Consider the following 20,958-nt stretch of genomic DNA (forward strand, 5'->3'; position numbering starts at 1 on the left):
ACAAATCGTTTGTTCCGTTAACTGTTAACAGTTGACAGTTAACGGTCAACTATTAACTATTATATGTAACTTACTTTCTTTTGGTAGATGACAAACAGGAAGAAAAATATAAATACTACAATGTAGATACATCATCATAGCTGATGTTATCTTACTAAAATTTAAAATGAAAACCAGCCGAAACAAGAGTCATTCTTCTATTTTTAATTTTTTTCAGTTAAAACAACATCCGCTCATACTCAAGATAGATGCAGTGGTAAAAAGTCATGTAGTAAGGAAGGTAACAGGTAAAAAGCCAGCAACTTACCTGTTATTACCACTAATTGGTACAGGAATAGCATTTCTGAGTGGATGCTCAACAAATTTATCCAGAAACGTTCCATCGCTAGAAAGTACTTCGCAAGCAGTTCAACAGCAAACAGAAGTAGCACAGACGAGCGATCGCCCTCTGACACCAACGGCTGAGGATACCAACTTTGTAGTTGCAGTGGTCAACAAGGTAGAATCAGCAGTAGTACAAATCAATACTGAGCGAACTGTGAGAACCCAAGCGCCACCAGAGATATATAGCGATTCGTTTGGGAGACGGTTTTTTGGAGAGCCTTCCCCTCAACAGCGAGTGGCAAGGGGTGTGGGATCTGGTTTTGTCATTAATAACAACGGTCAAATCATCACAAATGCTCACGTTGTTAACAACGCCGATGTAGTGACAGTTACTTTCTCTAATGGTCGCACTCTTGAAGGTAAAGTGTTAGGAGAAGATACCATCAACGATGTTGCCGTTGTGCAAGTTCCAGCCAAAAATCTGCCGACGGTGGAACTAGCTAACTCTCAAGTGCAACCAGGGCAGTGGGCGATCGCCATTGGTAATCCTTTAGGTTTGCAAGAAACGGTAACAGTAGGAGTTGTTAGTGCTACAGATAGATCCATTAGCCAATTTGGTGTTTCCGAAAGTCGTGTCGGTTTGATTCAAACTGATGCGGCAATTAACCCAGGCAACTCCGGTGGACCACTACTAAATGCACGCGGTCAAGTAATTGGCGTGAACACTGCTATTATTAGTGGTGCGCAAGGAATAGGCTTTGCCATCCCTATTGATGCAGCACAGCGAATTGCTCAACAAATAATTACTAAGGGCAGAGTAGAACACCCTTACCTGGGAGTGCAAATGTTGCCCCTTACACCCGAAATTCGGCAAAGATTGAGTAACAATCCTAACATTCGCTTGCAAGCAGACAGAGGTGTTCTCATTGTTCGTGTTGTTTCCGGTTCTCCAGCCCAAAGAGCGGGACTCAGACCTGGAGATGTCATTCAAGCCATTAACAATCAATCTGTGACTACTGCTGAAGCTGTGCAACAGTTGGTTGAGAAAAGCGGTGTAGGTACAAATATGCAAATTACAGTACAGCGTGATGGTTCAACAGTGAAGTTATCTGTCAAACCAGAAGCTTTGCCTGAGAAAAATCGCCAGCCTTCCTAGCTGAATTTTTCTGCTGGGCGTGATCGCCTGCTCCAAGAAAAACTTAGCATCATCAACTTGGTGAGAATCCAAGCAAGCGTGAATAATCTTACACCACTCTAACAGTTGTTGTAGCTTGTTAGAGTTGTCATTTGATATGAAACTGTACTTTGTTTCATTGGAGACAGTTTTTAGACTATTCATTTGCTGTTTACTCCCTGTTTTCTTCCTATCTACTTGTCTCCATGTAAAACAAATTTTGTAACTTATTCACTTCCACCTTCAGATAGATGTGTATATTTACTTAATTCTTTTTTAACATTTTTTACTCTGTACAGACGCTCCGGCGGAACGTCTCGACGACTGACGACTACTGTACAGACGCTCCGGCGGAGCGTCTCGACGACTGACGACTACTTACTAATTAGTTGTTTGTCTTTGTTCCCGAAGTTCGCGTAACTGTCTTAATAGTTTTTGCTTACCAGAAGGAGACGAAGGTTGATTGCTATTAACTTCAGACTCTGAAGATGGTTTTTCAGTAGGTTGTTCTGGTTGAAGTGCTGCCGCCGATTGATTTTTCCGCTCACGCAATTGAGCTAATGGTTGGTTAGTAGCTTCTACTTGGGGAGTGGGATCAGTTGGGCGTACCTGTAACTGAGTTGAAGGTTTGCTGATTGTTTCTACTTGGGGAGTAGGTTCCAAGCGACGTACTCGCAACTGAGTTGAAGGTTTGCTGCTTGTTTCTACTTGGGGTGTGGGATCAGTTGGGCGTACCTGCAACTGAGTTGAAGGTTTGCTGCTTGTTTCTACTTGGGGTGTGGGTTGCAATTCTCGACGCACCCGCAACTGAGTTGAGGGTTTGCTAATTGGTTCCACGCTGGAACGATTTGCAGTTTGCTGTACCGATGTTGGTGTTATGTTACGTGATGATGTGCGCAACTTCTCTGTGAGATTTGTTGGCGCTGCTTCCAATTCTTGTGGATTAACTGGAGTTGAAGGTAAGCGCGGAATCACAATGCTACGTTGTGAAGTATTAGAGCGGCGGGGAGTCTTTTCTGTACGAGATGAACCAGAAGGTTGAATCACAACAGGAGTATCCGTGTTATTTGACCTAAAAGATAAGCTAAATGGATAATACTTGGGTTTACCTGTTGCTTGGACGGGATTTTTTTGGAAATATTCTCGGAAGTATTCTCTTGCTGCTGCTTTTTGATCGGAAGAGACACTGTTATTTAAAAAGTCGATTGATTCAACTTTTCCTTCACTATCTACGATCAAACTACCTTGAACGTTTCCTGGCTGTCCTACTTTAGAATTAACAGTTTCAGAAATGGGTAGTTTAGTTTCGATGTTGGGGTATTGACGCTTAACTTCATTGTAACGTTCGCCGAAGGTAGTATTTTTTGCTACTACCTGTTGTGTTGCGGTTGATGGCAATTCAGGTGTAACTGATGATGATCCCTGTGATGGTGTGATGCCTGCTTCTGCTAGCGCTAAAGTATCTCCTGCTTGTGGAGTTTCCCCAACTGGAGCTACTAGTTGTTGGTTTTGAGGAGGAATAACTGTTGTGTCATTATTTGTTGCATTCGTTCCCACATCAGATGGGGGAGCCGCAGCAATTGGCATAGGAGATGGAGTGTTAGGCAAATCCGTTGGCATTTTAGCTGCTTCCAATTCAGGTAGATTAGAAGGTGGCAGCGGCTTTGATGCTCCTAATTTTACTTCTCTCTGTATTGGAGACAATTTGTAAGGTGATAATGAGTTGGAACCTGCCAATTTTACTGGGTTGTTATTGATACTAGGAATTGTGCCAACAGTTTTTGGTTTGCTCAAAGCAATTGGGTTGGTTGTACTTATAGAAGGTTTAATCGGCAGAATTTGCAAAGATTGTCCCTTGGGTAAGGAGGCAACTGATAAGTTGCTTGGTGACTTGGGTATGGGCGGGAGTGTCGCTTGGGACAACGCTGGTGGCAGGGGCGGTACAGGCGCCATCTGAGCATTTAAGCTCGGCATCGGTACCTGGGGTTGCAGAGAAATTTGGGGTTGTTGAGGGGGAACTGGAAGTTTTGCAGGTATTTGGGGTGTTGGTTGTGGTAGTCGGTTTTGAAGTGATTGATTTAGTTCTAGGAGTCCAACTGTTTTTGGAGCTATGGATTGTTGTTTTGGTTTGGAGGATTCCATTGGCATGAGCGGCAGGAAGAACGCGATCGCTCCATGGATACCTACAGAGGCAATAGCTGCTATTCCAGTTGGCTGGCTTAAGAAATCTGGTATGTTTTTCAGCAGGGAGACGTAAGACATAGCGGTTCTCGTTCACTCGGCAATTAATTGGCAATTTTATCTTTTACAAATAATAAAAGATGCGTCCCTCTAAGAATAATAGCTTCCTATGCAGTATATTGATACAGGAAGAACAAAAGTTTTTTAATTTGTTAGTTTTTTAAATTAGGACGCTCTCTTTGACCGAAATGTTGCTTTTTCCAGGGTTTTTCTGCAAATAATAAGTAAAAATGCTTTATTTTCAATGTTCTTCGTTAATATAAGTGACATCTTCAACTCTAGGTTCAGAATACTAAACTTGTTCATTACTGAGGTATCAGTTATTTGCTGCAATTTTTCTTGATTAATCAGTAAAGTAAATCTCAGACATCAATGGCAATTCTATTTGAGTTATGAACCGCCAAGTCGCCAAGAACGCCAAGAAAAGAAAGACTTGTATTTAGATTATTTAGGACTCCTATACCATTCAAAATTCAACTTGTTCCGCATGTTCCGCTCAAGATTTTGTTAATAATCGCTACTCCACTGGATTCTACACAAAAGTCTTCTACGTTTGTGTTGCCACGAGAACAATTTTGGGCTAGCTGTGGGATGTTTTTTAGGGCAAAGGTGAATCATCGATGTGCCAGAACCCCGGTTTCTTCAAGAAACCGGGGTTCTTTTCGCTTATCCGAGTATTATTGCTTCCCTTTCTTAATATTTCTTCGCTAAAATGTAATAAAAGTAAATAATATACATACCAAAGGAGAACCAGAGTTATGCAAAACTCTCAATTCGAGACGGTTTTGCGGCGCATAACGACAATATTATCCGTAGTAATTATCACGCTCACCCTAATCGGTGCGACTACGGGAATTTTGTTGTCTTTTTACTATGAACCAGCATCAGGTGCAGCTTTTCGTTCGTTGGAGATGATTACAAAAGAAGTTTCCTACGGCTGGTTATTCCGCAAAGCCCATCAGATTGCCGGACATGGGGTGATTGTGATCGCCGTTGCTAACATCGTGGTGATGTTTTTAGGCAGACAATTCAACCAAAATTGGTTAACTGCTTGGATTGGGGGAATTTTGTTTACCCTCAGTGCAATTGGACTAGCTTGGACGGCAATGATTCTGGGTTGGGATCAAGAAGGATACTGGCGTTTTAGTATCGAACTAGGAACCATCGAAGCTATACCTTTGATTGGTTCTCAGTTACGAGATATCTTGATTGGCGGTGGAGGTATTAGCACAATAACTGTCCAACACCTTTACACCTTGCACAGCTACATTATCTCAGTGGCGGCAATAATTCTCGCCGCAGTGCATTTAGTAGGTGTACTAGGACAAGAAAAACAAATGCATACAGAAGTTAGTCAGTTAAAACCACAACAAAATGCTCAAAGTGAGTTAATTCCAGATATTGGGGCATCAGCAGTAGAAAGTTGAGGCACTTTTGCTAATGAAGCTTCTTCGACTTCTGGTAACCTTTCTATAGATAAGTGAGTTGACTGAGTTCCACCGGATAAGCGTTTGAGAAGACTCGTTCTTGGGTCGTGCAGAAGGTAGATAATGCGATCGCCAACTTCCCACTCTTGGTTTGCGGGCATTACCTGAAGACGATCTTCTCTTTCTACCAGTAAAGGCACTAACTCACCAGATTGAATTAACGCTTGTATATGATCCTGTTGACGAGTAAAGTCAGATTCATTCAGAGTAGTTGTTCCCAACTTCACTCGTCCATCACTAAGATACTCATTCCAAGTCTTGATCGAAAAGTCAGCAGAGAAAGCTTGACTTACTTTATTCTCAGCTGAGTTATTCGCTTTTTCGTCACGCGGGAAAATAGCCAAGACACGAGGTGGATGAAACTCTTCTGCTGCTCTTTGAGCCAAAACAAAATTCACCTCACCATTATTAGTCATAGCCAAAAATGTTCCCATTGAAGCAAGACCGGCTTGTTCCAAAACATTCGTATCCAATGCGCTGCTAGCAATTACTTTGAGATTTTGTGCTTGGGCTTGTTCGCTATGTTCCGGATCGGTGTCAATCATTACCACATTTTCTCCCCGTTCTTGAAATAAACGGGCAATTAACAGACTTAAAGGATTACAACCAACAATTACTGCCCCAGTTGCATCTAGTGAAGTGATTTGTAACAAATTGGCAACCCAGCCTGCAGTTAGTCCTTGACAAACAACTGTCATGATAATTGTCAAGAAAACTAAAGCTTTAATTGCTTCTCCACCGTTGATGCCGTGCTGTGTCAGTGAAATCGCAAATAAAGAAGCAACAGAGGCACAAACAATACCGCGAGGAGCAACCCAGCTTAAAAATAGTTTTTGTCGCCAATTGAGACTACTATTCCAAGTACAGCAGAGGATATTAATCGGACGAACGCCGAACATCAGTACCAAAACTGTAAATAAACTACCCCAACCCAAAGCAAAGACACTCTTCATCGAAAGGTCAGCGGCAAGCAAGATAAATAATACAGAGACACTAAGGATCGTCAATTGACCTTTAAAACGTCGCAATAGACGTGCTTCTGGTACTGAAGAGTTAGCAAAAACCATGCCAGAGATTACTGTTGTCATAATTCCTGACTCAGTGCGGATCGCCTGCGCCAGAGTAAATATACTCCACAGCACCGCTAGCACTACCAAATTTTTTAGCTCTAGGGAGAGGAAGTTTGCTCGTTTAAAAATCAAACTCATCACATAACCGCCCCCAGCACCAATTGCTCCACCAATGCCCAGACGCATGAGCAGACCAACGATCGCGTTCATGGGGTCAGTGTCGCCGTTTAAAATTGTGTCTAGGACAACAAAGGCGAGGATAGCTCCTACTGGATCGATGAGAACGCCTTCTCCTTCCAATAGCGTCGCCACTTGTCGATCCACGTTGATTTGCTTGAGTAAGGGGCTGATCACAGTTGGTCCTGTGACAACTACTACAGAAGCGTAGAGAAAAGCTAGGGGCCAGGGAAATTCACCTAACCAGTGAGCTGCCATACTACCACCGAGTAAAGTGATTAAAGTTCCCAAGGTGACCAGTAGTTGCAAGCTAACTGAAACCCTACCTAATTCTCGTAAATCTAGATTTAGTCCGCCTTCAAACAAAATTATCGCTGTTGCCAGAGCGACAATCACTTCCAGCCCAGCACCTAGCATATGAGGATGCAATATCCCAATTACATCAGAACCCAGTAGGATACCAAATAGTAGTAAAAAAACTATGCTAGGTACGCGAAGGTATGCAGCCAATACCTGGGCGCTAATGCCTGCTAATACTGTAGTCACCATCTGTAAGGTGATGTCAAAAGATGCTTCCATGTTGTAGATTTTGAGCGATTTATTTCAAAATCTTTTGTAGAGAATGGTAGATATTAACATTACCAGATGCAACTTAAGTGCCTTTTTTCTGGCGATATGATGAGCTTTTGTCATACTTAGTTTTTTATGATACTGCATTTTGGTTGGTTTTGACGCACTCAATTGCGTCTCTACTCTAAAGTGCCTGCTCACCAGTTTAACCGCATCAATTTGTAGTCTCGCAAAAATATTTTGGCAAACAGTTGACAATCTGATTAAAACCCTTTAAATTAATAAGAGTGTGAAACACAGGCCCCCATCGTCTAGAGGCCTAGGACACCTCCCTTTCACGGAGGTAACGGGGATTCGAATTCCCCTGGGGGTACTAAAAAACATAAAAGTTAAAAGAGTATTCTTTTAACTTTTAGATATTTAACCTTCAACTGATAGTTGGTGAACACGGTGAAAAATAGCAAGAAGATTTGATTGCAAATCCTTGCTCATACGGCGCTCAATGATGGCGATCGGCATAGTCATTTTAGCCCAAACGTTGAGAGTGTAACAAAGCTCTGTACCCGTATTCTCACCCAAGAAATAAGGTTCTAAACACCAGCTACCTGAGTAGGCTTTAAAATCGCCTTCAATCATCCGAAAATTGATTTCTTTAGGGAAATATTCCTCAAGATCGAGAACTACACGCGCACAAAAATTAAAGTTGAGTAAACGTTGAGAACCAATTTGTTCTAAGCGGATACCCCCGGTAGGATGCTCAAGCATACGACTTTTTGCCAAATTGGGGATAAACTCTGGCAAGGCTTCATAATTTGTTAGCACTTTCCACACTTGAGCTACTGGATGAGGAATTTGGATTTTAGCAGTAATTTGGCGTTGTCGATCTGCTATTTTCTCAATTTGCACTTGCACTGGTATAACTGTGTCTGAGTCACCAGTGTGCGGTAGATCTGTTTGTGCTTGTAAGTATTGTTCTTCAGTCACTGTCAATTGGGTGTTTTGCTTTCATCAGAAAATTGGGGCAAAGTCAAGGTGAAGCAGATGTTACTCTCGCTCTTGTTTTCGATTGGAATGCTCTCAACTGTAATTGCCCCATTTAAATGCTGTACTAAAGATTTGACTAACGCAAGTCCTAAGCCAGTGCCAGGAGTCCATCTTCCTTTGCCCCGACGGAACTTATCAAAGATGTAAGTTGCTTCTTCCTCAGAGATGCCACGTCCAACGTTAATCACCTTAATCATAACTTGAGGAATGTGTTCATTTTGGTGTTTAACTTGTAGTTGTACTGTAGTATCAGGTTCTGAGTATTTACAGGTGTTAGTTAACAACTCTTGGAGTATACGCTCAAAACTCTCTACTTCAGTTTGAATGAATTCAGATGTCTGGGGTAAATCTAAAGAAATTCTTAATCCTTTATCTGCCAGTTTTTTCTCAAAAGATGCTGCTAAAAGTTTTATTTTTTCATTTAAATCAATGGTGGCAAACTGTGGACGTTCTGATTGAGTTTCGAGCTTCTGGAGGGTGAGTAGGTCATTAATTAAGTTGATTTCTTTGTTACATTCCTCGTCTAATATGTTGAGATATCTATTCTGACGCTCAGGATTTATTCCGGGCTGACGTAAGTTACGTAGTGCCATGCGCATATTTGTCAAGGGGTAACGCAGGCGATCGCTCATATTACTCAAAAAATCATCTTTGAGTTGATTGAGTTCTCGCAGTTGTTCAACGTATTGCCGCGTTCTCTCATACAGTTTTGCCTGAACTTCCAAGCTGCGCTGCAATTGAGAAGTGCGTTCATCTACCAAAGTTTGTACTTGTCGCAGTGTTTGTGTTTGGATAATGGCATTGCTCATTTGCGCCGAAACCATGGACACAATGTTTAATTCCGCCGTAGTCCAACTGCGATATTCTGCTTGCTGTAACACCAAAAACCCTAAAATTTTACCTTGATTTTCCAACGGCATCAATAACACTGCGGGTAACACAGAAAGCGCAAACACTGAGGCTGCTGTTGCAGGATCTTGGTCTACACTATCATTGACGATTACTGGTCGAATCGAGTCTTTAAACAGACGCTGACACAAACTACACTCGCTCAACAAGAAAGACTGCTCTAACACATCTTGTTGACTCAGGTAAAAATCTTCCTTCAACCATTGCCCTACAATGATGGCTCTGGCATTAGGAATTTGTTGTTGTTGAATTTTAAACAGAGGGTTAGTGTACTTTAACAGTATGAGCAATCCACGGTCTACCTGTAGAGCTTCAGCACAAGAGGCGATAGCTACTTGAAGCATTTGGTTAATTTCTAGGTTGCTGCGACTGAGGATCGTCAACTGCTTAATTAAGCTTTGATGCTGATTGCAAGTGAGAAGATGCTGCTGTTGAGTGGTGATTAACTGCGCTTGCATGACTTGGGAAAATGCGATCGCGCAAGATGACTCCACGGCTTTGAGCAGCTTTTTTTCTTTTTCACTCCAATCATAAGGCTGGGACTTAATGAGACTAATCACTCCGTTATTGTTTCCAGCAAATTTAGTGACACACGCCATCACAGATTTTATTGGTACTGACGCATATTGACGCAGTACTGCAATGCTATTCTCAATCGTGGAAATTTCCTCAATTGTCAGTAGTTCAGAGCTGCTTGGAACTACTGATAAATCGAAATGTTCTACTGAGAACATTTCGTCTGGTTTTAGTAATCCTGAATACTCTTGGGCGCACCAATGAGCGCTAATTGCCTCAAGAGCATTATCCATGCCTGTCACCAAGCAACAATCCACTTCAAAGGTAGTTCCTAGCAATTGGGCAATTTCTTGCAAAATTACAGTAGGCGTCGAACGATTGGCGATGACTTGGTTAATTTTTTGTACCAACTGGTAGGCTGGTTCTTCATGATCCTGCATTACTCGTCCGTGCGGGTATTGTTTTAATCGATTTACTTCATCTGGGCATAGTGTTCGTGATAATGAATACTTTTTCACTCCTGGCACACTTTTGGATATTGATCCCATTCTTTTTTTCCCAACCTCCTGGTATGTCACTTCTCACCCTTAATGAAAGTTGCTGCACCCTGATGAATCGCAAATCTTTGATCAATACTTTCTCTCACCTGTTATAGCCCCAATAATTTCAGATGACCAAGTTTTGGTATAAATAAATTTTCAATTTACGTAAAGAAATAACAACTGTATATTAAAATGCCTGAATCTACATAGCTTCTGGCTTTTGGTTGTTTAACTCTACTAACTTTGACCTAGAATATCCTGTCTGTAACTATACATAAACCGTAATTTCTCTAGACTTAAGACAAAAACTCCGTAAATCATACCCGCGTTAACACTGGGTCAACTCACACCTAAGTAATACTTGTTACATAAAACTACTTATTTAAGTAAGTAATTTATGTATAAAAGTGAATAAATGTCAAATAATATGACGCTTAAACTTTAATGGTCGTTTAAGCGAACACGGAATATATATGGTTTTGATGCCTTACTCCTGTCGTGTATAATCATTTTCTTATGCTTAAGATTTGTATCTGTCAAGTGTAGTCATACCCCTCATACCGTTTCACTTTCGGGTTGGTACGTATGGGGGAGTAGGGGAGTTTGTGAGTGAGGGAGTAGGGGAAAGAATTATAAACATAATATAGATTTAAATAATATATTAAATATTAGCTTTTTATTTAATTAGCTTATAGATTGTCAATTTGCATCCCGATCTGCAGCGCAGTTGCGATCTCAAACGTTTGCAACTGCGCTGCATCCACACCCAATAAAGTTTAACCAGCCAAACTCTCGACAGTGAGAGGAACCATCTCGCCATTCGTCGTTAGTCCTAACAACATCGGTTGTTGGGGTTGAATTAATTGACCCGTCAGTACACAGCGTTCTTCTTGTTGAGCTGTAGCGGCTATGCTTGCTCGAATATCAGCTTTGGAAAATCGCGGTTTCCACTCACCTGATTTTTGCTGGACATAATTCCAAAGAATATCTCTAATTAATGCTTGATATCCCTGATTGCCAGCGAGATCTTTAAGTTTATCTTTGAGTTCTCGCTCTAAACGGATGCTGGTGACTTCCATGTCGGTGGTTGGGGTGCGAGCTATTGTATGCATGATTTTTTCTCCTTAAAGTATGGACAGGATAGTAATACAAGTGTAGTATGTTTAAAGGAATGATCAATAGGTGAAATTTTCTGTGATAACTGTTTACCCCATCTCCGCCTCCTTATGTGCTGCCAACTGCCCAGCTAGTTGGAAATCAGCTGCTATGGACGTGGAGTATTTATTTATGGGCGGCAGTAGCCGAAATCAACGGCAACTCACAGAGGGACAAGATGATTTTATATATGCCAGTATTGGTGTGCTGATTACAGCATCGAAACCAGAAAAAAGCGGGAGGTACAGGTCGAGAAATGCCGTACCAACATAGGACTAGAAGACATTAAGGTCTAATTCCAACCCCCGCTTCAAATTAAGAAACGGGGGTTTTTAATTTAAGGAGTCAAGCTGTGGCGATCGCAATGCAAGTTTTAGAACAATCCGTAGTGGTATTTTCTCAAAGCTACTTGCCACTATGTCGAGTCAATATCAAGCGAGCAATTGTACTTTTGCTGACAAATAAGGCTGAGCCGCTAGACTTTGTCGCAGAAAACGGACTTGTCATTCACTCACCCAGCTTGGCGCTTTATGTGCCAAAACACATTCGCTTGAAAATTAATGGTTATGAGCGGATGTGGAAAGTTCCCAGAGTGAATCGACGCGAAGTTTTACGGCGAGATCACCACAGTTGTCAATACTGCGGTAGCGGCAAACGTCTGACACTGGATCATGTGATTCCTCGTTCACGCGGCGGTTTACATACTTGGGATAACGTAGTTACAGCTTGTGAAAGGTGTAACTCCTTTAAAGGCGATCAAACACCCCAAGAGGCAAGAATGCAACTTCGCTCATTACCTAAAGCACCAGTCCACCCGGCAATTGCTTTTGCTATAAGCGAAGCTTGGCGTGACAGCGCTATGGAATTTTGGACGGATGTGCAAGCAAACCTGGAATAACAGGAGAGCATAAGGAATGCTGAAATTAACTTACACCGAAACTAGCTTTTACTTAGAGTGTCTGGCTCAGTCGTTGGAACAATGGGTAGCGCAACGAGTGATTTTGGCACTGCGAATTGGTCACCGTTTATGTGTTGAATCTAGTACTGCTTCCTTTTTGCTTCCTGTTGATTTACCAGGAGTAGAGGTACTTGAGCAGATTGTCAAGCGCGATGACAGAGAAATCATTGCTTTGTCTGTCTGCGATACCGAGTATTTGGAGGTTACTCTTCAAGGCTCTTGGTTATCGGATGGTTCAACTGAAGCTGATGGTGTGTTTGTTACTACGATGAGCGATCGCACTGAGTTCTTCTTGCACAAACTTTGGCTTGAAGCTCATAAAAGCGCAGACCTAGTCATCGAATAAATACGCACACTCACAATTTTCTCATCGGGGATGTACAACCGTGCATCCTCACAACTTCTATTTTGGTTGCTAATTGTTAATTGTTAATTGCTAATTGTTAATTGTCAGACCAGTGCTGTTCGCGCAGCGTCTCCCCTTGGGAGAAGGAGGGTTTCCCACTGTCACGGCATAGGAGCGAACCCGAAGGGCTAATTGCTTTTTGACCATTAGCTATTAGTCATTAGCCGTCTTCACCAAAATTTCACATTTCATTTATAACTACTATATATTCTTGACCAAATTTCCCAAAAAAATTTTTCCAAACCCCTTGACACTTTTTGTAGTATTTTTGTAGTATTAAAGTAATCAAGCGTAAGACAAAACTTTCAAACCTAAATAAACATGTTGTACATTCACTTACATAAATACCGCCCTCCTCCAGAGAGAAACAAAATATTCACTTTCAAAAAGTCTAATTTAGAGTCGCAATCCGATCAACACTCAAGGATAAAAACCCCTGAATACATTCATAAAATTCAACAGGTTTATTACCTAGAGCGTCGATGGTATTTGTAAAAGTTAAAAGTAATTTTTCTGAACCTTGAAAACTAAATAAGACGTCCATTTTATGGGGGTGTAGCTCAATGGCTAGAGCGTTCCTGTCTTTTGGAAAAGTTGCGGGTTCGAGTCCCGTCACCCTCGCTTGACAAGGCTCCATCGAATAATGGCTAATTCCTCCGTCTTTCTAACGGAAAATACGGGTTCGAGTCCCGTTGGAGCTACTGTTTGGGTTGGTATCCAAGCTGGCTGAAGGAACTCGACTGTAAATTGAGAGCTTATATGCACACGGGGGTTCAAATCCCTCCCAACCCATTATGGAGAGGTGGCTGAGTGGCTAAAAGCGTCCTCCTGCTAAGAGGAAGCGAGTTGTTAAAATTCGTCGCAGGTTCAAATCCTGTCCTCTCCATCTTGATCGCGTAGTGTAACCGGATAACATTTCAGTCTACGAAACTGAAGAGTGAAGGTTCAAATCCTTCCGCGATCGCTCGCCTTACATGGGAGAGATGTTGTAGTAGCTGGTTCAGGTTGAATTGACCAGTCTACTGGGTAAAACTCATCTTTCCTCTTTATATCCCCCGGTAGCTCAGTGGGTAGTTAGCGCCTATTTGAAAAATAGGAGGTCGTCGGTTCAATTCCGACCTGGGGGGCTGTCGTTGCCCTGTAGCAAGCGTGGAACGATCGCCTGTTAAGCGAATGGTCGTAGGTTCGATCCCTACCAGGGCAGCCATTCATTGCCGGATGGACGATTGGGCAAGTCGCCGTGAATCTGAATCATGGAGAGGTTGGTTCGATCCCAACTCCGGCATCCAATCATTGGGGAGTAGGCGACGTTGGCAAAGCCACCTGATTTTGACTCAGGAAATCTCGCGGGTTCAATTCCTGCCTCCCCAGTTCTGCTCTGATTCAACAGGGCAGTTAAATTATGCTCCTGTAGCCCAACTGGAAGAAGGTCACCATCTTAAACATGGTTTAGTGTGGGTTCAAATCCCACCAGGAGCATCAACGGGGTGTGGCGCAGCTTGGTAGCGCGTCTGCTTTGGGAGCAGAATGTCACAGGTTCAAATCCTGTCACCCCGATATGCCCCTGTAGCCCAACTGGAAAGAGGCGTCAAGCTTAGACCTTGGATGATACTGGTTCAAATCCAGTCAGGGGTATTGGTAAATACGCGGGGATGAAGTAAGAGTGGCTTGGAGGTCTCATAAGCCTCAAATCAGCAGGTGCAACTCCTGCCCCCGTTACCAAATTATGCAGGCAGTAAATGCGAATGTGGTGTAACGGCAGCATGTGAGGCTTCCAACCTTTTGGTACGAGTTCAAATCTCGTCATTCGCTCTTTTACCCTTAAGGAAGATGCCGCTGAATGGACGGCAAGCGGTCTTGAAAACCGTGGTACAGCAGCGATGTTGTAGGGGTTCAATTCCTCCATCTTCCTTTCATCCACCGGAGGCGGAAATAGCGACGCGCTGTGCCGATAACGCAGTTGTAGGAGGGGCAGTACCTCCCCAGTGGATTTGGGAATGTAGCTCAATTGGCAGAGCAGGTGACTCTTAATCACAAGGTTGCAGGTTCGATTCGTGTCATTCCCATTTTTTTGGATTACAAAGATTTACGAAATTTTTCTAGTTGTTTGTGAAGTTTTTAGTAAAGAAAATATCTTACATTTATGGCTACTATAACTATGCGCCCCTATCAAGGGGAAGCAGATTTGGAAGCGATCGCCAACCTCATCAACCTTTGTGATGAAGTTGATAAATTAGACCAAGGTGTATCAATTAGCGAACTCCGAACTGATTTTAACGCCCCCTCTATGGATCAAGCCCGTGACATAAGGTTGTGGCATGATAGCGATGATCAGCTCATAGGTTTCGGAAATTTGTGGATTAGTGAGCCAAGCGAGACGATTGATGGTTATTTGAGTTTCTACGTTCACCCAAGCATCCGTGGTGGTGGTTTGGAAACCGAAATCATCAAGTGGAGCCAAGAGCGGATGCGCGAAGTTAGGCAAGAACGAGGTGTATCTGTGAGGTTACGTTCGGGTGCGCGAGATTACCGAAGCGATCGCATTCGCATTCTGGAAAATCATGGTTTTCAGAGCGAGCGCTACTTTTTCACGATGGAGCGAAATCTTGCTCTTGCGATCGAACAACCTAAATTTCCCCAAGGGTTCACTTTGCGCCATATGAATGGCGAACAAGATGCACAAGCTTGGGTAGAATTACATAACCAATCATTTATCGACCACTGGAATTACCATCCTCTGACAGTAGAAAATCATCAACACTGGCTGAATGAACCTACTTATAGACCAGAATTGGATTTAATTGTTACTGCTTTTGATGGTACATTCGCTGCCTACTGTCACTGCCATATCTCCTTAGAAGATAACGCCCGTACTGGGCGGAATGAAGGCTGGGTAGGAATACTTGGTACACGGCGAGGCTTCCGCCGTATGGGGCTAGGACGAGCCATGTTACTTTCTGGTTTGCGTCGTCTTCAAGCGGAGGGCATAGATACAGCCAGACTTGGTGTTGATGCCGATAATCCTAACGGTGCTTTGCCGCTTTACCAATCAGTTGGCTTCCACAAGCTTTATACGAATATTTCATACTTTCAGGATGTTTAGCTTGCTAGTGGTTCATTGCTAACAAAATTGGCAATTAACCATTAAGCAATTTAATCATTAAGGAATTATTACTTTACTCACTATGAATCAAGTTAATTTACTCTATCTTTAGAGTGATTTCAAGCCAAGCACAAATCAGATACAGTTCCGCCTCTGGATTGATTTATCCTCTGCTATTTTCCAAGTAAAAAGGAATTTAGGCTGAATATTAAATGATAAAGCTAAACGTGAACAGCAATCAAGCAAGGAATAATAAATTTTTTAAACTAAAAGTACCTCTGTTTTAAACCAAAGGTAAGATTGCTTCGTTAACACACAAAACTAGGCTTTTTTCAGCCATAACACCTGTGGTAAGCTTTTAGGCATTCACCTTTGATCACAGGTAGTAATTGATATGCTACTTTGTAAAAGGGATAAAACCTGGGGTGATTTTTTGAATTGCTTAGTGTTTGGAGGGTTTTAAATGAAGAATATTGGTTCTGGTTTATCTAGATTACGTGTAGTACGCTTTGTAATAGTTGCTTTTGCTTGTACCGTACTGCTTTTGTCTAACACATTGCCTGCATCTGCGATTGGTAGCCCTAAATCTAATCCCGATGAAAGTACCACACAGCTACTAGAAACGCAGAAGAAGACCGATGAAATATCTAAAGAACCACCTCCAACACTGGAAAAGGTTCAAAAGGAATCTAACAAGGGGCTGAACGAAATCCAGGGAGATGCTGACATTGACAAGCAGAAGCGCCCGGAAAATACTCAAGGTTCTACCTCTGTAGAAGATGAAATCAAAGGTTTTCTGGACAAGGTAACAGGTAACGATTAAGTAACTTTACATAATTGTAACATCAAGGTGTATTTTTTTAATGAATTTAACATAAAAAGTTAAATTTTGTTACACCTTTATTTCAGACATCTTGAGAGTCTATGGCTTTCAAGATGTTTATTGCTTAGTATATGTGTTTCCTACAGCGTTTACTTAAATCATTCAATAAACCATAACTATATTTTAATTATTTATTAGTAAATAATTCAGCCGAAAATAACTTTCATCTTTAGGTGAATTAATGGAAGATTCATAATCATTCCTTAGGTTGATGTTGAATGCAGTAGGAATTTGTGAACTTAGATGAAGAAGATAGCATAGGAAAAAGAAACAATGCGTAGGCTAAACATTGGTTTGTCAGAAGAACAGCGCCAAGGAGTAATTAACCTGTTGAATCAAGATTTGGCAGATGCTTATTTGGTGTTGGTGAAAACTAAAAAGTTCCACTGGGATGTTGTTGGACCTCAGTTCCGCAGTCTTCACTTGCTTTGGGAAGATCAGTACACAATACTAACTCAAACAATCGACTCTTTAGCTGAGCGGGTTCGCCAATTAGGTGGTTATCCAGTTGGTACAATGGAAGGATTTCTCAAGGCTGCTTCTCTAAAAGAGGAAGCTGGTAACGTCCCCACTGCTAGTGGAATGGTTTCTCGCTTAGTAGATGATCATGAGCAAATCATTCGCAACTTGCGTGAGCATGTGGATCAGTGTAGTGATAATTTCCATGATGAAGGAACCGCTGACTTCCTTACTGGACTAATGGAAGGACATGAGGAAATGGCTTGGATGCTACGTTCTTTCATTGAAGGACAAGCACTAGAACCAGACGGATCTCAGCAAAACCAGGCAATTAAAACCCCTGTAGCTGTGTAACGACACTTTAATCTGTCTAAGGTATGAACAAAAAGTCCGCTCTATGCGGATTTTTTGTTTATGGTAATTTATAACTAGCAACTCGGATCTTTAACTTCCCTTTGCGAGGATCTTGAGTAAAGATAAATGCTCCTTGTTCCTTTTCTCCACTGGATAAAAAGTCAACCGCTTGTTCCCCTGTTTCTGCAATTTCGCCCTCTATAGATAATTCAGCTAAAATCTGTACTGCTTCTGCTGTTTCTCCGCCAATATTAACTATTTCAAAGGGTATATAATATTGTCCGTTAACTTCCCGAATAGTTTGTTGATTACTAACAGAAAGAATGGGGGGTTGATTTTTGTCGTTTAACCAGATGTAACCAACTAAGCCCACTACTACTGCGAGTATAATAGATGCAATGCTAAATGTTACCCATTCTGCTAGTGTTCTTTTTGGTTGCTTTTCTTCACTACTTATGTTAATGTTTGAACTCATATTGCTAACCTTCCAGCTGCGCCGCCGATTGTTGCTGGTAAACCAAGCACTAACGTATGTTTTAACCATATTGTCCAAGGATCGCTAAATGTCAGCTTTTGAAAAAACCACATCATAAAAGCTGCTGCTAATAGCGAAATCAGGTAGGAAAATATGGTTTCACTTGATGGTTTTTGAAAAATTCCTTGTTGCTGTCTACGCTTTTGCTGGTTGGAAAAGCCTGCTTGGAACACAATTCCATAGGAAATTAACAACGATGTGGCAATCATTGCCAAAAGCCAGGGTGGTGATATAGCCCCAACTAACATCGGAATCTCGTCGGTAGGTGCGATGTTAAATGCAATTACAGTTGCACCAATCAAAGTTGCGCCTATATCAGCAAAAGTTGCATGTATTCCATCTGTTTTTTTTTCGTATTTATTGTTGGGTGCGCCAGTTCGTCCTTCTGAGTTATCAGCGTTGCGAGTATCTCCCAAAAATTGGTTAGCTAATGCTACACCTAAAGTGAATGGAACTCCTTCAAAGACTATTTTGCCCAAAATTTCTAAGAGCGAAGTTTCTGGTATGATTTCTCTTAATAGTAGCAATATAAAGGCAGAACAAGTTAGTCCTATTGCCATTGCTTCTACAGAATCTATTGCTACTTTATAATATGGATAGTCACGTTTGTGGCGGCGAAAGCCTTCTGTGCGGTTGAGTAAGAAAACTACGATGAACGTTAGTGCCATCGCCAACATGATCATTGCTGGTTTTACTAGCGATCCAATCCACCATACTTCCATAGTGTAAAGCAACGGGATACCAAATAAAAAACCGCCACAAGTACCCCGTATGATGTCATTTATCTCACTTACCCATATATTTTTCCTACGCTTTCTTGCCACGTTCATTCTTTTTTATTTTTAGAAAATATTAATATGTTTATATTTTAGAGCAAAATATCTCTACCGATAGAGGTATAAATAGGCAAACAATGATACATTTTATTAACAAATAATATAAACAATTGCTCAAGCAAAGAGAAAAATATGAGTGTAGAAAAAAGAGTAGAAGCCACAGCAAAGAACATTGAAGGCAAAGTTCAAGAACTGGTTGGAGAATTAACTGGCAACCCAGACGACAAAGCTGAAGGACAAGCTAAGCAAGCTGAAGCTCAAGTAATTCATACTGTTGAAAATGTTAAGGATGAAGTGAAGAAAGTTTTTGAATAACGTTTTTGAATAAATAAATTTGTTACTTCACTGTGCTGTTTCAGTGAAGTTTTTTATTTGGTAGAAAAGGTTATCTCTGAACATAATTAAGTTAATTTAACGGTAAAGTCGCTATTTGAGCGCGGAATTCAGGCGTTATTTGATAAGATTGGGAATGGTTAGCTGTTATTGAACCAGTTGGAATTAGGAGAGATTTGAAGTGATTGAACCTTTACTCGATGGCATTGTACTAGGTCTAATTTTCGTAACTTTGGGTGGGCTGTTTTACGCTGCTTATAAGCAATTTAAGCGCGGCAATCAACTCGGTGTGTGAAGACTGGCACAAAGCGAGTCAAGCTAGGGTGTAGGGTATAGTGAAGAAATCTTCTGGTTTACCCTACTCTCTATCTTCATTCACTGTTTTGTAGAAAGTAACGGCTGTATTACCGTAAAGTTTTTCGCGGCAAATTTCCCAAGAAGGAATATCAATAGGTGTCCACTCTTGGGAACTATGTTCAACAGCTATTTCACCAGTAGAATCTAAAAGTTGATAGTGAGCGATCGCTTCCAAGGTAGGTTGGTATAACCCACTGGCATAAGGTGGGTCAAAGTATATTTTATCGAATTGCTGTCCTTTAAGTTTTGGTAAACACTGAAGGACATTTCCCCGTAGCAGTTGAAATTTCTGTTCGCCAGAAGCAACCAGCTGCCAGTTTTGTTGGATAATTACGCAAGCGCGACTAGATTGTTCAATCCCAACTACTAAGTCGGCTCCTCTACATAGAGCTTCTGCGCCCATTGAACCAGTGCCAGCACAAACATCCAACCAGCGACAACCGACGATTGTGTTCTGCCAAATATTAAAAATAGCTTCTCTTACCCGCGCACTGGTGGGTCTAGTTTCTTTTCCTGGTAAAGTTTTTAATGGTCGATTACCGTAAATTCTCAAACTCATCAGCTATTAATCATTAGTCACTGGTCATTGGTCATTTGTAACAAAGGACAAAGGACAAACGACAAAGGACACCTGTACTAATGACTATTATCTCTCAAGCAGCAACTTGTTCGCGCACTTGAGAAACAAAATTAGAAAGGATTTGCAGTCCAATATTAGAGGATTTTTCTGGGTGAAACTGCACTGCCACAAGATTTTGGTGAGCTATGGCAGCTGTTACAGTTTGGCTACCGTGGCTAACAGTTGCCGCACGTACATGGGCTTCAACTGGCTCAACATAGTAGGAATGGACAAAATATACCCAAGGCTGGGGTGGTAAATGTTCCCACAAAACAGTTTTTGGCTGAGTTAATTCGAGTTGATTCCAACCCATATGAGGAATGCTTATGCCTCTTTCTTTTCGGAACCGTCGGACTTTTCCTTTAATAATTCCCAGCCCTGGTTTAGTACCCTCTTCACTTGACTCAAAGAGAATTTGTAACCCCAAGCAGATGCCTAAGAAGGGTTTCCCAGATGCAACTGCATGTTTTAGTGGTTCTTCTAAACCACGCTTACGTATTTGTTGTACTGCAGGATCAAACGCTCCCACTCCTGGCAAAACTATTGCATCTGCCCGTGCTAATTCTCTTGCTGAATCAGTAATCTTAGGCGTTGCCCCAGCTTTTTCCAAGCCTTTGCAGACTGAGTGCAAATTTCCCATCTCGTAGTCTACGACTGCAATCACCGCCATTAACCTGCTCCCTGTAAATTTATTATGGAGGGTGTTTCTATTTTAAATAATATTATTTATGACGAAAAGAATGCTATTAACTTCCTTTAACATTTGGTTGCCTGAGCAAAAATCTAATTCGTCTGATGATTTATTAGTGGAAGTGTCCAAACTGAAGGACTTACCTCATGATTTAAATTTTCTCCGACAGTTACCTGTAGATGTAGAACTTGCCCGCAGTCAAGTCATTGAAAAAA

21 protein-coding genes and 17 tRNA genes (1 of these 38 only partly in view) are annotated in these 20,958 nt (G+C 41.6%); 28 read left to right on the plus strand and 10 right to left on the minus strand.

The window, feature by feature from the left end; genetic code table 11:
• Nucleotides 1–166 precede the first annotated feature (166 nt).
• Entirely contained in the window at nucleotides 167–1,480 is a 1,314-nt protein-coding gene (locus ICL16_RS05485) for an HhoA/HhoB/HtrA family serine endopeptidase (RefSeq protein ID WP_190825867.1), read from the plus strand.
• Here the strand turns inward: ICL16_RS05485 and ICL16_RS05490 are convergent.
• Both ICL16_RS05490 and ICL16_RS05495 read right to left on the minus strand, forming a co-directional pair.
• Nucleotides 1,430–1,663 (minus strand): hypothetical protein, encoded by a 234-nt coding sequence (locus tag ICL16_RS05490; RefSeq protein ID WP_202895422.1) that lies wholly within the window; start codon nucleotides 1,661–1,663, stop codon nucleotides 1,430–1,432. The genes ICL16_RS05485 and ICL16_RS05490 overlap by 51 nt on opposite strands.
• A gap of 216 nt (nucleotides 1,664–1,879) precedes the next feature.
• Complete coding sequence (locus ICL16_RS05495) at nucleotides 1,880–3,760, minus strand: hypothetical protein (protein WP_190825868.1); 1,881 nt, start codon at nucleotides 3,758–3,760, stop codon at nucleotides 1,880–1,882.
• A gap of 737 nt (nucleotides 3,761–4,497) precedes the next feature.
• Between ICL16_RS05495 and ICL16_RS05500 the strand changes: the two genes are divergently transcribed.
• Nucleotides 4,498–5,166, plus strand: a complete 669-nt coding sequence (locus ICL16_RS05500) for a cytochrome b N-terminal domain-containing protein (protein ID WP_190825869.1) — start codon at nucleotides 4,498–4,500, stop codon at nucleotides 5,164–5,166.
• On the opposite strand, the gene ICL16_RS05505 is transcribed toward ICL16_RS05500, so the two are convergent.
• Nucleotides 5,118–7,052 (minus strand): cation:proton antiporter, encoded by a 1,935-nt coding sequence (locus ICL16_RS05505; RefSeq protein WP_190825870.1) that lies wholly within the window; start codon nucleotides 7,050–7,052, stop codon nucleotides 5,118–5,120. The genes ICL16_RS05500 and ICL16_RS05505 overlap by 49 nt on opposite strands.
• 291 nt (nucleotides 7,053–7,343) lie before the next feature.
• On the opposite strand from ICL16_RS05505, the gene ICL16_RS05510 reads away from it, so the two are divergent.
• A tRNA-Glu gene (locus tag ICL16_RS05510) sits at nucleotides 7,344–7,416 on the plus strand.
• Nucleotides 7,417–7,463: 47 nt separating this feature from the next.
• On the opposite strand, the gene ICL16_RS05515 is transcribed toward ICL16_RS05510, so the two are convergent.
• The 3 genes from ICL16_RS05515 to ICL16_RS05525 all read right to left on the minus strand — a co-directional run bounded on the left by ICL16_RS05515 (nucleotide 7,464) and on the right by ICL16_RS05525 (nucleotide 11,166).
• The gene (locus ICL16_RS05515) at nucleotides 7,464–8,027 is read right to left on the minus strand and encodes an SRPBCC family protein (RefSeq protein ID WP_337906917.1); all 564 of its coding nucleotides are present in this window, start codon (nucleotides 8,025–8,027) and stop codon (nucleotides 7,464–7,466) included.
• A 2-nt stretch (nucleotides 8,028–8,029) separates the two neighbouring features.
• Nucleotides 8,030–10,060 carry a GAF domain-containing sensor histidine kinase gene (locus tag ICL16_RS05520; RefSeq protein WP_190825872.1) on the minus strand — a complete coding sequence of 677 codons (2,031 nt, stop codon included), beginning with the start codon at nucleotides 10,058–10,060 and terminating at the stop codon, nucleotides 8,030–8,032.
• Nucleotides 10,061–10,830: 770 nt separating this feature from the next.
• Entirely contained in the window at nucleotides 10,831–11,166 is a 336-nt protein-coding gene (locus ICL16_RS05525) for a ribbon-helix-helix domain-containing protein (protein WP_190825873.1), read from the minus strand.
• Between the two features lie 82 nt (nucleotides 11,167–11,248).
• On the opposite strand from ICL16_RS05525, the gene ICL16_RS05530 reads away from it, so the two are divergent.
• The 22 genes from ICL16_RS05530 (at nucleotide 11,249) to ICL16_RS05635 (ending at nucleotide 17,372) form a co-directional block, all read left to right on the plus strand.
• Nucleotides 11,249–11,482 carry a hypothetical protein gene (locus ICL16_RS05530; protein ID WP_202895425.1) on the plus strand — a complete coding sequence of 78 codons (234 nt, stop codon included), beginning with the start codon at nucleotides 11,249–11,251 and terminating at the stop codon, nucleotides 11,480–11,482.
• A gap of 79 nt (nucleotides 11,483–11,561) precedes the next feature.
• Nucleotides 11,562–12,107, plus strand: coding sequence for an HNH endonuclease (locus ICL16_RS05535; RefSeq protein WP_190825875.1), 546 nt, complete (start codon nucleotides 11,562–11,564; stop codon nucleotides 12,105–12,107).
• 16 nt (nucleotides 12,108–12,123) lie between these two features.
• The gene (locus ICL16_RS05540; protein ID WP_190825876.1) at nucleotides 12,124–12,513 is read left to right on the plus strand and encodes an alr0857 family protein; all 390 of its coding nucleotides are present in this window, start codon (nucleotides 12,124–12,126) and stop codon (nucleotides 12,511–12,513) included.
• Nucleotides 12,514–13,122: 609 nt separating this feature from the next.
• A tRNA-OTHER gene (locus tag ICL16_RS05545) sits at nucleotides 13,123–13,194 on the plus strand.
• 8 nt (nucleotides 13,195–13,202) lie between these two features.
• Nucleotides 13,203–13,274: transfer RNA gene (locus ICL16_RS05550), tRNA-Glu, on the plus strand.
• A gap of 6 nt (nucleotides 13,275–13,280) precedes the next feature.
• Nucleotides 13,281–13,365: transfer RNA gene (locus tag ICL16_RS05555), tRNA-Tyr, on the plus strand.
• A gap of 4 nt (nucleotides 13,366–13,369) precedes the next feature.
• Nucleotides 13,370–13,459, plus strand: a tRNA-Ser gene (locus ICL16_RS05560).
• Between the two features lie 4 nt (nucleotides 13,460–13,463).
• Nucleotides 13,464–13,537, plus strand: a tRNA-Arg gene (locus ICL16_RS05565).
• Nucleotides 13,538–13,625: 88 nt separating this feature from the next.
• Nucleotides 13,626–13,700 (plus strand) — tRNA-Phe (locus ICL16_RS05570).
• A 7-nt stretch (nucleotides 13,701–13,707) separates the two neighbouring features.
• Nucleotides 13,708–13,780 (plus strand) — tRNA-Asn (locus ICL16_RS05575).
• Nucleotides 13,781–13,785: 5 nt separating this feature from the next.
• Nucleotides 13,786–13,862: transfer RNA gene (locus ICL16_RS05580), tRNA-Gln, on the plus strand.
• Nucleotides 13,863–13,867: 5 nt separating this feature from the next.
• Nucleotides 13,868–13,944 (plus strand) — tRNA-Gln (locus ICL16_RS05585).
• A 33-nt stretch (nucleotides 13,945–13,977) separates the two neighbouring features.
• A tRNA-Leu gene (locus ICL16_RS05590) sits at nucleotides 13,978–14,052 on the plus strand.
• A gap of 4 nt (nucleotides 14,053–14,056) precedes the next feature.
• Nucleotides 14,057–14,130, plus strand: a tRNA-Pro gene (locus tag ICL16_RS05595).
• A gap of 3 nt (nucleotides 14,131–14,133) precedes the next feature.
• Nucleotides 14,134–14,208 (plus strand) — tRNA-Leu (locus tag ICL16_RS05600).
• Nucleotides 14,209–14,218: 10 nt separating this feature from the next.
• Nucleotides 14,219–14,295, plus strand: a tRNA-Met gene (locus tag ICL16_RS05605).
• A 19-nt stretch (nucleotides 14,296–14,314) separates the two neighbouring features.
• Nucleotides 14,315–14,385 (plus strand) — tRNA-Gly (locus ICL16_RS05610).
• A 12-nt stretch (nucleotides 14,386–14,397) separates the two neighbouring features.
• Nucleotides 14,398–14,486: transfer RNA gene (locus ICL16_RS05615), tRNA-OTHER, on the plus strand.
• Between the two features lie 80 nt (nucleotides 14,487–14,566).
• Nucleotides 14,567–14,639 (plus strand) — tRNA-Lys (locus ICL16_RS05620).
• A gap of 77 nt (nucleotides 14,640–14,716) precedes the next feature.
• On the plus strand, nucleotides 14,717–15,676 hold the full coding sequence (locus tag ICL16_RS05625) for a GNAT family N-acetyltransferase (RefSeq protein ID WP_190825877.1): 960 nt from the start codon (nucleotides 14,717–14,719) through the stop codon (nucleotides 15,674–15,676).
• A 463-nt stretch (nucleotides 15,677–16,139) separates the two neighbouring features.
• Nucleotides 16,140–16,499 carry a hypothetical protein gene (locus ICL16_RS05630; RefSeq protein ID WP_190825878.1) on the plus strand — a complete coding sequence of 120 codons (360 nt, stop codon included), beginning with the start codon at nucleotides 16,140–16,142 and terminating at the stop codon, nucleotides 16,497–16,499.
• 333 nt (nucleotides 16,500–16,832) lie between these two features.
• A complete protein-coding gene (locus tag ICL16_RS05635; protein ID WP_190825879.1) occupies nucleotides 16,833–17,372 on the plus strand; it encodes a Dps family protein in 540 nt (179 codons plus the stop codon).
• Nucleotides 17,373–17,430: 58 nt separating this feature from the next.
• Here the strand turns inward: ICL16_RS05635 and ICL16_RS05640 are convergent, their stop codons facing one another.
• Nucleotides 17,431–17,847: a TIGR02588 family protein gene (locus ICL16_RS05640; protein WP_190825880.1), complete on the minus strand. Its 417-nt coding sequence runs from the start codon at nucleotides 17,845–17,847 to the stop codon at nucleotides 17,431–17,433.
• Complete coding sequence (locus ICL16_RS05645) at nucleotides 17,844–18,737, minus strand: TIGR02587 family membrane protein (protein WP_190825881.1); 894 nt, start codon at nucleotides 18,735–18,737, stop codon at nucleotides 17,844–17,846. The genes ICL16_RS05640 and ICL16_RS05645 overlap by 4 nt, the downstream gene beginning before the upstream one ends.
• A 138-nt stretch (nucleotides 18,738–18,875) precedes the next feature.
• Between ICL16_RS05645 and ICL16_RS05650 the strand changes: the two genes are divergently transcribed.
• Nucleotides 18,876–19,058: a CsbD family protein gene (locus ICL16_RS05650; protein ID WP_190825882.1), complete on the plus strand. Its 183-nt coding sequence runs from the start codon at nucleotides 18,876–18,878 to the stop codon at nucleotides 19,056–19,058.
• 199 nt (nucleotides 19,059–19,257) lie between these two features.
• Nucleotides 19,258–19,371: a cytochrome b6-f complex subunit V gene (gene petG, locus ICL16_RS05655; RefSeq protein WP_190825883.1), complete on the plus strand. Its 114-nt coding sequence runs from the start codon at nucleotides 19,258–19,260 to the stop codon at nucleotides 19,369–19,371.
• Nucleotides 19,372–19,434: 63 nt separating this feature from the next.
• On the opposite strand, the gene rsmD is transcribed toward petG, so the two are convergent.
• Together rsmD and hisH are read right to left on the minus strand one after the other, a co-directional pair.
• The gene (gene rsmD / locus ICL16_RS05660) at nucleotides 19,435–19,992 is read right to left on the minus strand and encodes a 16S rRNA (guanine(966)-N(2))-methyltransferase RsmD (RefSeq protein WP_190825884.1); all 558 of its coding nucleotides are present in this window, start codon (nucleotides 19,990–19,992) and stop codon (nucleotides 19,435–19,437) included.
• A 94-nt stretch (nucleotides 19,993–20,086) separates the two neighbouring features.
• A complete protein-coding gene (hisH, locus tag ICL16_RS05665; protein ID WP_190825885.1) occupies nucleotides 20,087–20,722 on the minus strand; it encodes an imidazole glycerol phosphate synthase subunit HisH in 636 nt (211 codons plus the stop codon).
• Between the two features lie 58 nt (nucleotides 20,723–20,780).
• On the opposite strand from hisH, the gene ICL16_RS05670 reads away from it, so the two are divergent.
• A protein-coding gene (locus ICL16_RS05670) for a pyroglutamyl-peptidase I family protein (protein WP_190825886.1) crosses the window boundary here: on the plus strand, nucleotides 20,781–20,958 show its 5' portion. The gene runs 335 nt beyond the window's last position; 178 of the gene's 513 nt are visible here — the first part of the coding sequence; the start codon lies at nucleotides 20,781–20,783; its stop codon lies off the right edge, out of view.

The sequence above is a fragment of the Iningainema tapete BLCC-T55 genome, assembly GCF_014698965.1.
Taxonomy (GTDB): Bacteria; Cyanobacteriota; Cyanobacteriia; order Cyanobacteriales; family Nostocaceae; genus Iningainema; species Iningainema tapete.

Bases quoted from the DNA above. Each gene is read 5' to 3' on its own strand.
- ICL16_RS05495 (WP_190825868.1), bottom strand. From the start codon at position 3,760: ATGTCTTACGTCTCCCTGCTGAAAAACATACCAGATTTCTTAAGCCAG.
- ICL16_RS05500 (WP_190825869.1), top strand. From the start codon at position 4,498: ATGCAAAACTCTCAATTCGAGACGGTTTTGCGGCGCATAACGACAATA.
- ICL16_RS05485 (WP_190825867.1), top strand. From the start codon at position 167: ATGAAAACCAGCCGAAACAAGAGTCATTCTTCTATTTTTAATTTTTTT.
- ICL16_RS05630 (WP_190825878.1), top strand. From the start codon at position 16,140: ATGAAGAATATTGGTTCTGGTTTATCTAGATTACGTGTAGTACGCTTT.
- hisH (WP_190825885.1), bottom strand. From the start codon at position 20,722: ATGGCGGTGATTGCAGTCGTAGACTACGAGATGGGAAATTTGCACTCA.
- ICL16_RS05540 (WP_190825876.1), top strand. From the start codon at position 12,124: ATGCTGAAATTAACTTACACCGAAACTAGCTTTTACTTAGAGTGTCTG.
- ICL16_RS05635 (WP_190825879.1), top strand. From the start codon at position 16,833: ATGCGTAGGCTAAACATTGGTTTGTCAGAAGAACAGCGCCAAGGAGTA.
- ICL16_RS05650 (WP_190825882.1), top strand. From the start codon at position 18,876: ATGAGTGTAGAAAAAAGAGTAGAAGCCACAGCAAAGAACATTGAAGGC.
- ICL16_RS05490 (WP_202895422.1), bottom strand. From the start codon at position 1,663: ATGAATAGTCTAAAAACTGTCTCCAATGAAACAAAGTACAGTTTCATA.
- ICL16_RS05640 (WP_190825880.1), bottom strand. From the start codon at position 17,847: ATGAGTTCAAACATTAACATAAGTAGTGAAGAAAAGCAACCAAAAAGA.
- ICL16_RS05625 (WP_190825877.1), top strand. From the start codon at position 14,717: ATGGCTACTATAACTATGCGCCCCTATCAAGGGGAAGCAGATTTGGAA.
- ICL16_RS05505 (WP_190825870.1), bottom strand. From the start codon at position 7,052: ATGGAAGCATCTTTTGACATCACCTTACAGATGGTGACTACAGTATTA.
- ICL16_RS05645 (WP_190825881.1), bottom strand. From the start codon at position 18,737: ATGAACGTGGCAAGAAAGCGTAGGAAAAATATATGGGTAAGTGAGATA.
- ICL16_RS05520 (WP_190825872.1), bottom strand. From the start codon at position 10,060: ATGGGATCAATATCCAAAAGTGTGCCAGGAGTGAAAAAGTATTCATTA.
- ICL16_RS05525 (WP_190825873.1), bottom strand. From the start codon at position 11,166: ATGCATACAATAGCTCGCACCCCAACCACCGACATGGAAGTCACCAGC.
- rsmD (WP_190825884.1), bottom strand. From the start codon at position 19,992: ATGAGTTTGAGAATTTACGGTAATCGACCATTAAAAACTTTACCAGGA.